Raw genomic sequence first — 14,696 nt, 5'->3', positions numbered from 1 at the left:
TTGCTTACAGCACCTTGCTGAGAAACGCGGCGGTGCGCGGGTTGCTCGGGGCGCTAAAGATCTGCTCCGGCCGGCCCTGCTCCTGAATGATCCCGCCGTCGATAAAGATAACCCTGTCGGCGACTTCGCGGGCAAAGCCCATTTCATGGGTCACGATCACCATCGTCATCCCTTCGCTGGCGAGATTTTTCATCACCGCCAGCACGTCGCCGACCAGCTCGGGATCGAGCGCCGAAGTCGGTTCATCGAACAGCATGATCGACGGCTTCATCGCCAGCGCGCGCGCAATCGCCACCCGCTGCTGCTGGCCGCCGGAGAGGCTGGAAGGCCAGGCGTCGCGCTTATCGCTCAGCCCCACCTTCGCCAGCAGCTCTTCCGCCAGCGCAATCGCCGCCTGCCGGGCCATGCCGCGCAGGTTCATCGGCGCCATGATCAGGTTTTCCAGCACCGTCATATGCGGGAACAGGTTAAAGCGCTGAAAGACCATGCCGACGCTTTCACGCATCTTATTCAGATCGGTGGCGCGATCGTGGACGGCAAAGCCGTTGACCGCAACTTCGCCTTCGCTGACGGTTTCCAGCGCGTTCATGCAGCGCAGAAAAGTGCTTTTCCCGGAGCCCGACGGGCCGATGATGCACACCACTTCCTGCGGTTGAATATCGCAGCTGATGCCGCGCAGGACGTGGCTGTCACCGAAGCGTTTGTGCAGATTGTTAATGTGAATCACTTTTGCCAAACCTCTTTTCCAGACGGTTAACCAGCTGTGCCAGCAGGAAGGTAATCACCCAGTAGACCAGAGAGATCGTCAGATAGGGTTCCCAGTAGGTAGCGTAGGCGCCGGAGACGGTGCGCGCGGCGTAGGCCAGGTCGGCAAGGCCGATCGCCGACGCCAGCGAGGAGTCCTTAACGATAGCGATGGCGTTGTTGCCCAGCGGCGGCAGAATGCGGCGAAACGCCTGCGGCAGGATCACCTGGCGCATGGTTTTCCACCACGGCATCCCCAGCGCGCGGGAGGCTTCCATCTGCCCTTTGTCGATCGACTGAATGCCGGCGCGGAAAATTTCCGAGACGTAGGCCCCGGCGTTCAGCGTTATCGCCACCACGCAGGAGAGAAACGCGCCGTAGTTAGAGCGCAGCTCGCGGGCAAAGTCGGCGCTCATCATGCCGCCGGTGACCAGCAGGCCGTCGCGCGGGTTGATAAACAGCGGTACCAGCGCGAAGTGAACCACCATGATTTGCACAAACAGCGGCGTGCCGCGAAATGCGCTGACGTAGAAGCGCACCGGGAACTGGACCAGGTAGCGCAGGACGTATTTCCATACCCCGTGCTCGGCCTTCGCCATCCGCCCCAGCCCGAGGGTCAGCCCCCACAGGGTGCCGAGGATCACGCAAATAATGGTGCATTTAATGGTCATCAAGGCGCCGTCCATAAACAGCGGGCCGTACTCCTCGATGATCTCCCAACGGAATCCCGTCATAACCCTTCCCTAAAAAATACGGCTATCGTCAGAGCCGATAGCCGTGATTAAGACAAAAAAAACAGATCTTATTGCGCAGGCAGCGTCGGGACGTTGTCGTCGAACCAGGTTTTGTAGATTTTGGCGTAGGTGCCGTCAGCAACAATTTTCTGCAGGCCGGCGTTGATTTTCGCCTGCAGCTCGCTGTTGCCTTTGGCCACCGCAATACCGAAATACTGCCGCTCAAACTTCGCGTCCGGCACCAGCCTGAACTGCTTCTCCGGGTGCTGCTTGATGTAGTATTTCACCACCCCAACGTCCCCTACCGCCGCGCTGACGCCGTCTTCAAACAGCTCCTGCAGCATCAGCGGCGTATTGTCGAAGCGCTTAATGGCGGTGCTGTTTTTACCCAGCACGTCAGAGACCACGATATCGCCGGTGCTGGAGTTCACCACCCCGACCTTCTCGCTTTTCAGCGCCGCCAGCGAGGTCACTTTCGAATCAGCAGGCACCACGATCGACTGCTCGGCCGGGAAATAAGGCGCGGAGAAATCCACCATCTGCTTACGCTTATCGGTAATGGTGATCCCGGAGATGATAATGTCGCGGTCGCCGGTGTTGAGGGTGGCGAAGATCCCCTCCCACGGCGTATTGACCAGCTTGATATCAAAGTTTTCCGCTTTGGCGATCGCTTTGATGATGTCGATATCAAAACCTTCCAGCTGCTTCTGGCTATTTTCATATTCAAACGGGCGATAGGTGCCGCCCGAACCGACAACGTAGGTTTGCTGTGCCGCCTGCGCGGTACCCATCATTGCCGCCATCAGGCAGCACGCTTTCATCCACTTCTTAACCATGATGATTCCTTTTTATGCATTTATTTTGCATAAAAATACACATACTCAGCATGGCATGCAACCACAAACCTTAGCTGCGGTGATTTATCTGGCTCTTAGCTACGCTTACCGCCAGATTTACCGATCGCTTTGTGCAGCTCGTTGATGCGCTTCATCGATTTCATGGTTTTTTGCGGAGCGGTAGAGGCGACCGACAGCACCATCATTTCCAGGCATACCAGCACCGTTCCGTGCAGCGGCACCCGCCCGTTATCGCCGCCGCGCGGCACCTCGATAACCACCTGCGCCTCCTGGCTGAAGCGGGAATCGACCGCCTGGGTCAGCAGAATCGTCGGAATACCAAGCCGCCGGGCCTCCCGCAGGGTGGTCATGCCCTCCCGGTGGGGGGATTTTTGCCCCATCATAATCAGCACGTCGCCGCGCTGCAGGCCGATCAGCTGTTCGGCGAGGCTAAAACCGGTGCGGTTCAGGACGTAGGAAGGCAGGCCGATGCGGCTGAACAGCCTGCCGGTATACTCCGCCAGAATCCCCGACGCCCCGATGCCGAAAATCGCCACCTGGCGCGCGTCGGTCAGCAGGGCCACCGCCTGCGCGACCGCCGCGCGGTTGTCAGGACGGGAGAGCACCTCACAGGCGCGCTGGTGGCCCTCCAGCACGAAATCGATGCTCGAATTGACGTCGGTAGAGAGCGCATTGACGGTCGAGAGCATTTTCTCCGAGGAGGTAATCGACGGGCCAAACCAGCGCTCCATCGTCTGCTTCAGCTCACGCAGCCCGGCGAAGCCCAGCGCCTGGATGGCCCTGACCACCGTGGCGTCGGAGGTGTGGGTGGCGGTGGCAATCTCCATCGCCGTGCGCTCCAGCACCACCTCGCGGTTGTCGTTGATATAGCTGACCACCGCCAGCAGGCGCGGCGACAGCTGATGCGCCCGGGCGCGAAAGCGGTCGCCAAACAGGTCAACCCGCCCTTTCTCGCGTTTTAGCGGGGTTTTCATTTCAGCCCCGCCGGCAGCGGACGTCCGGCAATATGCGACTGCACTTCGGCCGCCATCAGGCTCAGGGCGGCGAAGGAGTTGGAGATCACGTCCTCACGCGGCAGCAGGATATAGCGTCCGCTGCGGCAGGCGCGCATAAAGTCGCACCAGCCCGGCATCACGGCCTCCATCGCCTGCAGCTCGTCCTGCGGCTTGCCGCCGGTATCGGAGCGCCAGGTCGCAAAGACGAAATCGGCATCCAGCTCCGGCAGCTGCTCGGCGCTGACGTCGATGCGCTGGCCGTCGGGAATACCTTCAATCAGCGGCGGGAAGCGGAAGCCGGCATCGCGCAGCACGCGCCCCAGCGCGTGATAGGCGTGATGGACGGTCACTTTACCGCCGTTGGCCTGAATCACCGAGACGGTAATCTTCTGCGTATCTACCGCGGCCTTCAGCTGCTTAATCTGCTCCTGATAGCGTCGTTCAAGCACCGCCAGCCGCGCCTCGGAGCCGGTAAGCTGCGCCAGCTTAGCGTAAATGCGCGGCGCGCTGCCCTGCAGATGGTCGATGCTCACCGTCGGGGCGATCTTCTCCAGCTGTTCAACGGAGACGTGGCGGCTCGGCTCGGTAATGATCAGGTCCGGCCTGGCCGCGGCCACGGCTTCAAGATCGATATCCGCAGTACCGATAAACTGAATATCGCTGTTATCAAAATCGACGCCGGTAAGCTGGGCGCTGGAGCGCAGATAGTGGCTACCGTCCGGGCGCGTACGCCCGTGGCTGGCGACCGGCGGCACGCCGAGCTCAATCAGCGGGATCGTAATATCCAGATCGTGCATCGAGACAATCCGCTGCGGATGCAGCGGCACGTTCACCACCCGACCTAAATCATCGGTAAATTTTTGCGTCTGACTCGCGGCGGCACCTGCGGTGCCAGCCACGCAAAGCAGCAGAGGAACTAACCAACGCATAGCAATCCTTCAGATTTACAGGGCATCACGACGACGCCACAGCAGCAGAATAAAAAACGGACACCCCACCAGGGCGATCACAATCCCGGCCGGGATTTGCAGCGGCGCAAAGGCCACCCGCCCGATGGTGTCGGTCACCAATACCAGCAGAGCGCCAACCAGCGCGCTGCCGCACAGCAGAGAGACCTGGCCGCCGCGCAGCAGAAAGCGCGCCATATGCGGCGCCATCAGGCCAACGAAGCCGAGGCTGCCCACGCATGAAACGCTGGCTGAGGTCAGCAGAACCGGAGCAAAAAAGCGCAGCAGCGTCAGCTGCTGCAGCCGGACGCCGAGGCCGATCGCCGTTCGGTCGCCGAGCAGCGCCACGTCCGCCGCCCGGGCGGTAAGAAACAGGATCAGCGCCCCGGGCAGCGCCCAGCAGAAGGCGACCGCCAGCAGCGGCCAGGTCGCCGCATGCAGGCTTCCCGCCAGCCAGATCATCGCCGTCTGCACGTCGCGGACGTCGGCGGTGGTCATAAAAATGCCGACCGCCGCGGCCAGCGTCCAGGAGACGCCGATACCGATCAAAATGAAGCGCGGCCGCGAACAGTCGCGCGCCAGCGCCAGCACCAGCAGCGCCACCAGCACGCCGCCGACCATTCCTGCCAGCGGTCGCCACGCCAGCGCGATCGCCGGGAAGAACAGAATCAGCGTCAGCACCACCACGCTGGCCCCCTCCTTGACGCCGATAAGCCCCGGATCCGCCAGTCCGTTACGGGTGATGCTCTGCATCGCCGCGCCGGCCATCCCCAGCATCGCCCCGCACAGCAGCGCCATAAACATCCGCGGCAGGCGGATATCGAACAGAATAAAACGCTGCTGCCCGGTGACGCTATCCGCGGCCAGCAGCGCCCGGAGCAAGGTTCCGGAAGGCAGCGGAAAACTGCCGCGCGTCAGGCCAAACGCGCCGAGGATCGCCACCACGACGAACAGCGCGGCGGCCATCTTCAGCGCCGCCGGGCGCAGCAGAATATGACGACTCCCGACAATCAGCGGGCGGAATCCGGCACGACGTGCGGCGCTTTTCATTTAAAGAATCTCGCGGCAATAAAGATAAACAGCGGCGCCCCCACCAGGGCGGTCATCGCCCCGGTCGCCAGCTCCTGAGGCGCCACCAGGGTACGCGCCGCAATATCCGCAAGCACCAGCACCAGGGCGCCCACCGGCGCCGCCAGCGGTAGCGCCAGGCGAATATCCTCGGTAATCAGCCGCCGCACCACGTGCGGGACCACCAGGCCGACAAAGCCGATCGGCCCGGCAACGGCTACCGCCGAACCGCACAGTAGCGCGATCGCGGTCAGCCCCAGCAGCCGGGTTTGGGCGATCTTCACGCCCAGCCCAAGCGCGACTTTATCCCCCAGCGCCAGCACGTTAAGCCGCGGGGCGATGGTGAGCGCAATCAGCAGCCCGCCCAGCGCCGGGATCAGCGCCGCACGCAGCGTCTGCCATTTCAGTCCGGCAAGATCGCCCGCCAGCCACGTACGCATCGCCAGCAGCGTTTGCTCATCCAGAATCAGGATCGCCGCGGTCACCGCCGACGCAAAGGCCGAGAGCGCCACCCCGCACAGGGTGATGCGCAGCGGCGTCATGCCGCCGCGTCCGGAGGAGGCCAGCAGCATCACGGCGCCAAACAGCAGCCCCGCGCCGCAGGCGGCGGTCAGCGGGCGGCCGAACGTCACTTCGCCGAGGCCCAGCGCCGAGGTCGCCACCACCGCCAGCGACGCGCCGGCATTAAGCCCAAGAATGTGCGGTTCGCCGAGCGGATTACGGATCACCGTCTGCAGCAGCATTCCCGCGATACCGAGCGCGGCGCCGGTCAGCAGCGCGGCGGCCAGGCGCACAAGGCGTAAATCGACAATAATCCGCTGGTCAAAATCGCGCGGATCGTAATGGAGCAGCGCCTGCAGTATCGTCTGCGGCGCAATCCAGCGCGCCCCCAGCCCCAGGTGCACCAGCGAGCCGCCGACCAGCAGCAGGGTCAGTAGCACAAGGGCCAGCCGCGGCCGGGCGCGTCGGCGCTGGAGCATCAGCGCGCTGGCGCTCATTGTCCGGCCGCCTGGCGGGCGCGAAAGGGCATAAAGAACGGTTTACCGGTTTGCGGGTTCAGCGACATCTGCACGTCAACGTCAAACACCGTTTTAATCAGCTCCGGCGTGCAGGTTTCATTTTCGTCAATGACCCCGGCAATGCGCCCCTGCTTGAGAAAGACCAGCGTATCGGCATAGTTCACCGCAAAGTTCAGGTCATGCAGGACGGTGACCACCGTGCGCCCGTGTTCGCGGGTCAGGGTCTGCAGCAGTTCGAGAATATCGACCTGATAGCGCAGATCGAGCCAGGTGGTCGGCTCATCGAGCAAAATGGTGGCGGTTTGCTGGGCCAGCGCCATCGCGATCCAGCAGCGCTGGCGCTGGCCGCCGGAGAGGCTGTCCACCGGCAGATGGGCGAATTCGGCGGTGCCGGTGAGCGCCAGCGCCTCTTCCACCGCCCGCTCGTCGGCGTCCGACCACTGGCGCATCAGCCCTTGCCAGGGATAGCGCCCGCGGGAGACCAGCTCGAAGACCGTCAATCCTTCCGGGGTGAGCGGCGACTGGGGCAATATTCCCAACTGGCGCGATACCGCCCGGGTGGGCAGCTCATGAATAACCTGACCGTCGAGGCGCACGCAGCCGCCGAGCGGTTTGAGCATTCGGGCGATAGTCGATAGCAGCGTGGATTTACCGGAGCCGTTGGCCCCGGCCAGTACCGTCATTTTGCCGTGGGGGATCGTCAGATTAATATCGTTGACGATAAGGGTCTGGCCGTATCCGGCCGACAGGGAATCCAGCACAATTCCCTGCTCTGCAGGTATCACCCGCTGTGGCATAACTCGCTCCCGCACCGCAGCGGCGTGGCATCAGGCCCGCACGTACTGCACTCAAACAAAAATACATCTCATTCTCTTTTGATCATGATGTGAATGAATGTAGTAGTCAATACTCTGTTTCGCCCGTAGCGAAAAGGCGCGCCCTACGGCATGACGCGGCAGCAGCCTCTTAATAAAAATAATAATAAACATAAAGATACATACCATTTCCATCACTAAAACCAGCGCCAGAGCGTTGTTTTCAGCAGCGGCATTTTTTTATCTTACATAACGTTTACTACTACATTGCTACGTGATTGAATGATTCTCAATTACATATCTGGGCGCGAATTATAGCGGATAACAGATAGATAATATTTTTAAGGGCAATGATTTAATTGGCTTTATCTGTCCGCAAAGGACAGATTCGTTCATGAGAAACAGACAAATGACGCAATCAACTGTCCCTTTCACGACATTGAAAGGGCGTGCACTTTTTTCACTGATTTTTTTGGGTTCCTTTACTTCTCCGGGGATTATCGCAGCGGAAACCGCAGCGGAAAAAGATAAAAAGGCGAGCGACGAAACCATTACGGTGGTGGCGGACGGCACGCAGCAAAACGCCACCAGCGGCTATCAGCCCCTCAGCAGCTCGACCGCGACGCTGACCTCAATGCCGATGCTGGATATCCCGCAGGTGGTTAACACCGTCAGCGACCAGGTGCTGCAAGATCAGCACGTCACTACGCTCGACGAGGCGCTGTATAACGTCGCTAACGTCGTGCAGACCAATACCCTCGGCGGCACCCAGGACGCCTTTACCCGCCGCGGTTTCGGCGCCAACCGCGACGGTTCCATTATGACCAACGGGCTGCGCACCGTCCTGCCGCGCAGCTTCAACGCCGCCGCCGAGCGCGTGGAGGTGCTGAAAGGCCCGGCCTCGACGCTGTACGGCATTCTCGACCCCGGCGGGCTGATTAACGTGGTGACGAAACGCCCGGAAAAAACCTTCGGCGGATCGATTTCGGCCACCTCCACCAGCTTTGGCGGCGGCAGCGGCCAGTTTGACGTCACCGGGCCCATCGAAGGGACGCGGCTGGCGTACCGGGTCATCGGCGAATATCAGAATGAAGACTACTGGCGCAACTTTGGCAAAGAGAAGAGCAGCTTTATCGCCCCTTCCCTGACCTGGTTTGGCGACCGCGCCACGGTGAACGTGTCGTACTCGCATCGCGACTACAATACGCCGTTCGATCGCGGGACGATTTTCGATCTCACGACCAAAAAGGCCGTTAACGTCGATCGTAAAACGCGTTTTGACGAACCGTTTAACGTTACCGACGGCTATTCCGACCTGGCGCAGCTTAACGCCGAATACCGGCTCAACGAGGCCTGGACCGCCCGCTTCGACTACAGCTACAGCCAGGATCACTACAACGATAACCAGGCTCGGGTCATGGCCTATGATTCGGCCACCGGCGACCTGACCCGGCGCGTTGACGCCACCCACGGCTCAACCCAGAAGATGCACTCGACCCGCGCCGATCTGCAGGGCGACGTGGTGATTGGCGGCTTCTACAACGAGATCCTCAGCGGTATCGCCTACGAGAACTACGATCTGCTGCGCACCGGCATGATCCGCTGTAAAAACGTGAAGGGATTCAATATCTACAACCCGGTCTACGGTACCGTCGATAAATGCACCAGCGTGTCGGCCTCCGACAGCGATCAGCGCATCCAGCAGGAGAGCTACGCCGCCTACGTGCAGGATGCGCTCTACCTGAACGACCGCTGGATCGCCGTCGCCGGCGTGCGCTACCAGTATTACACCCAGTATGCCGGAAAGGGACGCCCGTTTAACGTCAATACCGACAGCAGCGACCAGAAGTGGACGCCGAAATTTGGCCTGGTCTATAAGCTGACGCCGACCATCTCGCTGTTCGGTAACGTGGCGCAGTCGTTTATGCCGCAATCGTCCATCGCCAGCTATATCGGCAACCTGCCGCCGGAAGAGTCCACCTCCTATGAGCTGGGCGCCAAGTTTGAACTGTTCAACGGCGTGACCGCCAATATCGCTCTGTTCGATATTGATAAGCGTAACGTGCTGTACAGCGAAACGGTCGGGGATGAAACCATTGCCAAAACGGCGGGTAAAGTGCGCTCACGCGGCGTAGAGATGGATGTCGCCGGGTCGTTAACCGACAACCTGAGCATCATCGCCAGCTACGGCTATACCGACGCCAAGGTACTCGACGATCCGGACTACGCCGGCAAGCCGATGCCAAACGTGCCAAAGCATACCGGTTCCCTGTATATGACCTATGACGTGCATAACGTCTATGCCAGCAACACCCTGACGCTCGGCGCCGGGGGGCACGCGGTCAGCAAGCGTTCCGCCACCAACGGCGCGGACTATTATCTGCCGGGGTACGGCGTCGCGGACGTGTTCGCCGCCTATAAGATGAAGCTGCAGTATCCGGTCACCCTGCAGGTTAACGTTAAGAACCTGTTTGATAAGACCTACTACACCTCGTCAATCGGTACCAATAACCTGGGCAACCAGATTGGCGACCCGCGCGAAGTGCAGTTTACGGTGAAGATGGATTTTTAAGCGCCTGACGCTCTCCCGGCGCAGCGCAACGTTGCCGCCGGGAGACGCTCCCCATCGCCAATCTTACCAGTCCTCCGCCTGGCCCAGGATGCGCAAAATGTCCTGCCGATGACCAACCAGCTGCGGATTATCGCGGTGGCGCGGAAAGGGCAGCGGCAGCGTAAATTCGGCAATAATTCGCCCCGGACGCGGCGACATCACCAGCACCCTTTCGCACAGCAGCAGCGCCTCTTCAATATCGTGCGTCACCAGCAGGCTGGTATAGCCCTGCTGCTGCCAGAGCGAGATAAGCTCGCGCTGCATGCTGATGCGCGTCAGGGAATCCAGCTTGCCTAAGGGTTCATCGAGCAGCAGCAGCCGCGGCTCGTTGAGCAGCGCCCGCGCCAGCGCCGCCCGCTGGGCCATCCCGCCGGAGAGCTGACGCGGCCAGGCGGCGCTAAACGCCTCAAGCCCCATCCGCGCAATCAGCGCGTCGGCCTTTGGCTCCAGCCCTTTTCTCCCCTGCGCCTGCGGCCCGAGCAGCACATTTTGCCGCACCGTCAGCCACGGATAGAGGGTCGGGTCCTGAAACACCAGGATCCGCTCCGGCCCCGGAGCCCCCATGCGGCGGTCATCGATCTGCACCTGGCCGCTTTGCAGCGCCTCCAGCCCCGCCAGCAGCCGCAGCAGGGTGGATTTACCGCAGCCCGACGGCCCAAGCAGCGCCACGCTCTCTCCGGGGCGCAGCTGCAGGCTGATATTCTCCAGCACCGGCACCGTCTGCCTGCCCAGCGCGAAGGCGTGGCTCAGATGGGCGATGTCGATGGCCGCACCGGCCGGCGCTGCCGTGGTCGTTACCATGTCATGCCTCCTCGCTGCCAGCTCAGCAGCCGGTCGCGCAAAATAAACAGTCCGCTAATCAGGCCGGAACAGAGAAAGGCCATCACCAGCAGCGCGGCGTACATGTTGGGGTAGGCCGCCCAGCCCTGCGCCCACTGCAGATAAAAGCCGATCCCGGATTTGACGCCCACCATCTCAGCGACGATCAGCACCGAAAACGAGGCGCCTAACCCCATAAACAGCCCGACGAAGACGTTCGGCAGCGCGGCGGGAATGGCCACCCGCAGGATCAGAAAGCGCTGGCTGGCTCCCAGCGTGCGCGCCACGTCGTACCAGGCTTTGTCGATACTCATCACCCCGGACCACGTCAAAACGGTGACCGGAAACCAGGTGCTGAGGGCAATTAAAAAGACGCTGGCCCCGAAGCTGGAAGGGAAGATAAACAGGCACAGCGGCAGCAGCGCCGTTGACGGCACCGGCCCGAGCAGGCGCAGCACCGGATGCAGCCAGTAGCCAATGCGCTGCGACCAGCCAATGGCCAGTCCGCTGATAAAGCCGCTGGATGTCCCGAGCAGCACCCCAAGGCTCAGCAGGCCCAGCGAGTGCAGCAGGCTATCCAGCAGGCGCGGCCAGTCGTCATACAGAACTTCGATCAGCGCCTGCGGCGGGGCAAAAAACGGTACCGGCAGGAGCGCGGATTTCGCCGTCAGCCACTCCCACAGGCCGAACAGCACCGGCAGCAGCGCCAGCCATTTCCCGGCATGCTGCAGACGCCCGCCCCGCTGGCGCCAGTAGCGGTAGCTCAGCGCCAGCAGCAGCAGCCCGCCGGCTATCGCGAACTGCGCCATTGCCCAGCCTTCGCTGTAGGGCCAGCGTCGCCCGGCATCCGGCCACCTGAGGGTAAAAAGCCCGCCCGCCAGCCACAGCGCGGCGGCCAGCAGGCCTTCAGCCCACAGCGGACCGCCCGCCCGCGGCCGCGACAGCGCCTGCTCAGGCGAATACGTTGGCATAAATACTCTCCGCAAACTGATGGGGATCGGTCCCGGGCTTGATCACCTGCACGCGCTGCAGGTCAATAGCGTACTGGGTCAGCTCTTTCACGAACGCCTCGCCGACGGCGTGGTGGCCGTGGCCCTGGCCGTGGAGGATCCCCGAGACCTCGGTTTCATTGGTATTTAGCGCGTGGGCCATAAACGCCTGCGCCACGCTTTGCGGGTGGGCCGAAGCGTAGCTATGCGCCTCCAGAATGGCCTGGGTCAGCGCGGCGGCCGCCGGCTTGTGGTCCCGCGCCAGCGATCCGCTAACCCCCAGCACGCAGCAGCTGAGGTCGGCATAATCCCCGCTCATATTGCTGGCGATCAGCTGATACTTTCCGGTCTCCAGCAGGCGGTAGCTGAAGGGTTCGCTGCCGCTGATGGCGGCAATCTCGCGTTTATCGAGCGCCACGCTCAGCAAATCGGCGGGATACACCTTCCACTGCACGTCGCTTAGCGGGTCGATCCCGTGACGCTTGAGCAAAATGGCGAAGAAGTTTTTATCCGGGCCGGCCATATCGGTCACCCCGATAGTCTGCCCTTTCAGGCTCTCCAGGCCGCCAAACGGCGAATTTTTTGCCGTCAGCAGATTCAGGCAGCCGCCGTGCGTCCCGGCGGTGAGCTTGACGTCAAAACCCTGCTCCAGCGCCTTCAGCCAGCGCAGCGCCATCCCGACGCCGGCGTCCGCCTTGCCGGTGGCTATCGCCTCCAGCAGAACGTCGGTCGAATTACCAAAATTGACGAACTCCACGTCGAGGTTGTACTTACTGAAAAACTTCTGCTGCTCGGCCACCGCGACCGGGGCAAGGCACACCGCGCTTTTGTTGATCGCCAGCTTGATTTTGTACGGTTCGGCCAGGCGCAGCGCCAGGTTTTCGCCCTCTGCGGGCATCGCCGCCATATCATGCGCCCACAGCGGCCAGGCCGTTGTCGCCAGCGCCGTGCCGGCGCTCAGCTGTAGAAAGCGACGGCGTGAAAAAGAGTGCTGGATCATGGCGTGGTCTCCTGCTGAGCGGCTTGCGCAGGCACGGTAAAGCCGTCATCAAACGTCGGCGTGACGTCCAGCCTGGCGCGAATCAGCCCGTTGGCCTGATAAAAATCGGCGGTTGCCTGCTGCTGGGCGACGATGCGCGAGTCCAGGCGCTGCCACTGCGATTGCCGGTTAGCGAACTGCGCCCGGGCGATATCCGCTGGAAAACGGATAATCTCGCCGAGGGTTTTGCCGTAGCTGTCCAGATTGGCATAGGCCCAGCGCTCCGCTCCCGCCAGGCGATGCAGATAATCCTGCAGCGCCGCCCGTTTAGCCGGGTCCTTGAGGCTGGCGTCGGTGGCAGCAAGGAAGGTATTGCCGGGCAGCAGCCCCTTGCCGCTGACCAGAATTTGCCCCTCGGCGGTTTTCACCAGCTGGGTGGTGTAGGGCTCCCAGGTCGCCCAGGCATCCACCGACCCGTTGAGCAATGCCACTTTGGCATCAACCGGGCCGAGGAAGACCCACTGCACGTCCCTGGGCGATATCCCCGCCTGCTCCAGCGCTTTGAGGGCGACAAAATGGCCGATAGACCCCTTCCCGGTAGCGATGCGTTTGCCCTTTAAGTCCGCCGCGCTTTTCAGCGGGCTGCCCGGGGAGACCAGCACCGCGGTGCCGGCGGGGTTGCTCTTATCGACGGCGATCGCTTTTACCGGCGCGCCGTTGGCGAGGGCGAACAGCAGCGGCGCATCGCCGATAATCCCGGCATCAACCGCACCGGCGTTCAGCGCTTCGGCCAGCGGCGCGGCGGCGGGAAACTCCGCCCACTTAATGTCGTAATTCAGGTTCTGCAGCGCATTCGCGGCTTCAAGCTGCGAGCGCATGCCGCCTTTTTGATCGGCAATGCGCAGCGTGACGCGCTCCTGCGCCGCCGCATAGCCGCTCAGCGCCAGCAGCATTAGCGCCGCGGCTAAAGGTGTTCTCTTTCGTTCGCGCATGGTGATTATCCTTATAATTGAAAAGCCTGTTTACCCGCCGCCTGCCAGGCGCTGTCGCTCTGCGGCGTGTGCACCCGTCCGCACAGCACGTTGCGGTAGTGGCGCTCCAGAGGATGCTGGCGGCTGAGCCCGTGATTGCCGGTGAGCTCCAGCGCCAGGCCTACCGCCAGAATGGCGTTGTCGGTGATGGTCACCTTCGCCAGATTGGCTTCAGCGGCGGTAAACCCCAGCGCGGCCGCCCGCTGCAGCAGGCAGCGGTTGGTTAGCAACGCGCTCTCGATCTGCCCTACTTTTTCCTGCACCCGCGGCAGCTGGCTTAGCGGCTGTCCAAGGCTTCCAGGGATACGTGAACGCAGCCAGCCCAGCAGCCAGTCGCGCGCGGCGCGGGCGACGCTGTCGTAAATTGCCGCCAGCAGCGCCGCGTGGCGGTTGGCAAACAGCCGCGTCTGTTCGGCATTCGGCCCAGGCGGCGTCGCCGCAGGCCAGGTCTCCACCGCGCTCTCCGGCGCCAGCAGCACGTTGCTGAAGATCGCTTCATGGCTGCCGGTGGCGCGCATTCCCGCGTGATCCCAGCTTCTGACGATAGTGACGCCGTCACTTTTAGCCGGCACCAGCCAGGTCCCCACCAGCGGGTCGGGGTCATCGCTCCGCGCCCAGACGGCCAGCCAGCTCAGCCCCTCAACGCCGGTGGTATAGAGCTTGTGGCCGTTAAGCCGCCAGCCTTGCGCGGTACGGGTGGCGATCGTTTGCGGCAGGCCGCCGCGCGCCGGGGAACCGAGCTCTGGTTCAACCCGCAGGCTGTTGATGAGGCCGCCGCGCTCGACGGCATCGCGAAAGACCCGTTCGCGCAGCGGCTCCGTCCAGCCATCGCTCTCCGCCAGCCGCAGATGGTGCAGATACTGCATACAGACGATCAGCGCCGTCGCCGGTTCCCCCCACGCGATGGCGGAAATCGCCTCCTGCAGCTGCAGCAGGTCCGCCTGCGCGCCGCCGTAGCGCCGCGGCGTCGCCAGGCTCAGAAAGCCTTCCTGTCGCAGCAGGTCGAGGTTGTGCCGGGGAATTCGCCGCTGCGGTCAAGTTCTGCCGCCCGTTCCGCCATCTGCCGGCGGATATCTGTCAGCCGCTGC

General features: G+C 62.4%; 12 protein-coding genes and 2 pseudogenes. 1 reads left to right on the top strand and 13 read right to left on the bottom strand.

Annotation, left to right across the window (positions count from 1 at the left end):
• Positions 1 to 4: 4 nt before the first annotated feature.
• From NWP14_RS02695 to NWP14_RS02660, 8 genes and pseudogenes are all read right to left on the bottom strand, one after another.
• Positions 5 to 727: an amino acid ABC transporter ATP-binding protein gene (locus NWP14_RS02695; RefSeq protein WP_095102298.1), complete on the bottom strand. Its 723-nt coding sequence runs from the start codon at positions 725 to 727 to the stop codon at positions 5 to 7.
• Positions 714 to 1,478, bottom strand: a complete 765-nt coding sequence (locus NWP14_RS02690) for an amino acid ABC transporter permease (RefSeq protein ID WP_095102149.1) — start codon at positions 1,476 to 1,478, stop codon at positions 714 to 716. The genes NWP14_RS02695 and NWP14_RS02690 overlap by 14 nt, the downstream gene beginning before the upstream one ends.
• A gap of 68 nt (positions 1,479 to 1,546) precedes the next feature.
• Positions 1,547 to 2,314 carry a basic amino acid ABC transporter substrate-binding protein gene (locus tag NWP14_RS02685; protein ID WP_095102147.1) on the bottom strand — a complete coding sequence of 256 codons (768 nt, stop codon included), beginning with the start codon at positions 2,312 to 2,314 and terminating at the stop codon, positions 1,547 to 1,549.
• A 95-nt stretch (positions 2,315 to 2,409) separates the two neighbouring features.
• Positions 2,410 to 3,309 carry a MurR/RpiR family transcriptional regulator gene (locus NWP14_RS02680; RefSeq protein WP_095102145.1) on the bottom strand — a complete coding sequence of 300 codons (900 nt, stop codon included), beginning with the start codon at positions 3,307 to 3,309 and terminating at the stop codon, positions 2,410 to 2,412.
• Positions 3,306 to 4,285: pseudogene (locus NWP14_RS02675) on the bottom strand (iron-siderophore ABC transporter substrate-binding protein). Before NWP14_RS02675 ends, NWP14_RS02680 begins: the two are co-directional and overlap by 4 nt.
• The gene (locus NWP14_RS02670; protein WP_331833847.1) at positions 4,275 to 5,327 is read right to left on the bottom strand and encodes an iron ABC transporter permease; all 1,053 of its coding nucleotides are present in this window, start codon (positions 5,325 to 5,327) and stop codon (positions 4,275 to 4,277) included. Before NWP14_RS02670 ends, NWP14_RS02675 begins: the two are co-directional and overlap by 11 nt.
• Positions 5,324 to 6,343 (bottom strand): FecCD family ABC transporter permease, encoded by a 1,020-nt coding sequence (locus tag NWP14_RS02665; RefSeq protein WP_375214725.1) that lies wholly within the window; start codon positions 6,341 to 6,343, stop codon positions 5,324 to 5,326. Before NWP14_RS02665 ends, NWP14_RS02670 begins: the two co-directional genes overlap by 4 nt.
• Positions 6,340 to 7,161 (bottom strand): ABC transporter ATP-binding protein, encoded by an 822-nt coding sequence (locus NWP14_RS02660; RefSeq protein WP_095102137.1) that lies wholly within the window; start codon positions 7,159 to 7,161, stop codon positions 6,340 to 6,342. Before NWP14_RS02660 ends, NWP14_RS02665 begins: the two co-directional genes overlap by 4 nt.
• Before the next feature lie 427 nt (positions 7,162 to 7,588).
• Between NWP14_RS02660 and NWP14_RS02655 the strand changes: the two genes are divergently transcribed.
• Complete coding sequence (locus NWP14_RS02655; RefSeq protein WP_157349255.1) at positions 7,589 to 9,751, top strand: TonB-dependent siderophore receptor; 2,163 nt, start codon at positions 7,589 to 7,591, stop codon at positions 9,749 to 9,751.
• Between the two features lie 63 nt (positions 9,752 to 9,814).
• Here NWP14_RS02655 and NWP14_RS02650 read toward each other — a convergent pair whose 3' ends face one another.
• The 5 genes and pseudogenes from NWP14_RS02650 to NWP14_RS02630 all read right to left on the bottom strand — a co-directional run bounded on the left by NWP14_RS02650 (position 9,815) and on the right by NWP14_RS02630 (position 14,668).
• Complete coding sequence (locus tag NWP14_RS02650; RefSeq protein ID WP_375214724.1) at positions 9,815 to 10,591, bottom strand: ABC transporter ATP-binding protein; 777 nt, start codon at positions 10,589 to 10,591, stop codon at positions 9,815 to 9,817.
• Entirely contained in the window at positions 10,585 to 11,580 is a 996-nt protein-coding gene (locus tag NWP14_RS02645; protein ID WP_095102133.1) for an ABC transporter permease, read from the bottom strand. Before NWP14_RS02645 ends, NWP14_RS02650 begins: the two co-directional genes overlap by 7 nt.
• A complete protein-coding gene (locus NWP14_RS02640) occupies positions 11,561 to 12,598 on the bottom strand; it encodes an ABC transporter substrate-binding protein (RefSeq protein ID WP_375214723.1) in 1,038 nt (345 codons plus the stop codon). Before NWP14_RS02640 ends, NWP14_RS02645 begins: the two co-directional genes overlap by 20 nt.
• Positions 12,595 to 13,569: an ABC transporter substrate-binding protein gene (locus tag NWP14_RS02635; RefSeq protein ID WP_095102129.1), complete on the bottom strand. Its 975-nt coding sequence runs from the start codon at positions 13,567 to 13,569 to the stop codon at positions 12,595 to 12,597. The genes NWP14_RS02640 and NWP14_RS02635 overlap by 4 nt, the downstream gene beginning before the upstream one ends.
• 11 nt (positions 13,570 to 13,580) lie before the next feature.
• Positions 13,581 to 14,668, bottom strand: a pseudogene (locus NWP14_RS02630) (acyl-CoA dehydrogenase family protein).
• Positions 14,669 to 14,696: the final 28 nt, after the last annotated feature.

Origin of the sequence: Klebsiella sp. C349492, from assembly GCF_042055345.1 — a bacterium.
In the GTDB taxonomy this organism is placed as follows: Bacteria; Pseudomonadota; Gammaproteobacteria; order Enterobacterales; family Enterobacteriaceae; genus Klebsiella; species Klebsiella scottii.
This window is presented reverse-complemented; position numbering and strand designations above follow the sequence as displayed.

Bases quoted from the DNA above. Each gene is read 5' to 3' on its own strand.
- NWP14_RS02685 (WP_095102147.1), bottom strand. From the start codon at position 2,314: ATGGTTAAGAAGTGGATGAAAGCGTGCTGCCTGATGGCGGCAATGATG.
- NWP14_RS02660 (WP_095102137.1), bottom strand. From the start codon at position 7,161: ATGCCACAGCGGGTGATACCTGCAGAGCAGGGAATTGTGCTGGATTCC.
- NWP14_RS02665 (WP_375214725.1), bottom strand. From the start codon at position 6,343: ATGAGCGCCAGCGCGCTGATGCTCCAGCGCCGACGCGCCCGGCCGCGG.
- NWP14_RS02640 (WP_375214723.1), bottom strand. From the start codon at position 12,598: ATGATCCAGCACTCTTTTTCACGCCGTCGCTTTCTACAGCTGAGCGCC.
- NWP14_RS02655 (WP_157349255.1), top strand. From the start codon at position 7,589: ATGACGCAATCAACTGTCCCTTTCACGACATTGAAAGGGCGTGCACTT.
- NWP14_RS02645 (WP_095102133.1), bottom strand. From the start codon at position 11,580: ATGCCAACGTATTCGCCTGAGCAGGCGCTGTCGCGGCCGCGGGCGGGC.
- NWP14_RS02680 (WP_095102145.1), bottom strand. From the start codon at position 3,309: ATGAAAACCCCGCTAAAACGCGAGAAAGGGCGGGTTGACCTGTTTGGC.
- NWP14_RS02670 (WP_331833847.1), bottom strand. From the start codon at position 5,327: ATGAAAAGCGCCGCACGTCGTGCCGGATTCCGCCCGCTGATTGTCGGG.
- NWP14_RS02635 (WP_095102129.1), bottom strand. From the start codon at position 13,569: ATGCGCGAACGAAAGAGAACACCTTTAGCCGCGGCGCTAATGCTGCTG.
- NWP14_RS02690 (WP_095102149.1), bottom strand. From the start codon at position 1,478: ATGACGGGATTCCGTTGGGAGATCATCGAGGAGTACGGCCCGCTGTTT.
- NWP14_RS02650 (WP_375214724.1), bottom strand. From the start codon at position 10,591: ATGGTAACGACCACGGCAGCGCCGGCCGGTGCGGCCATCGACATCGCC.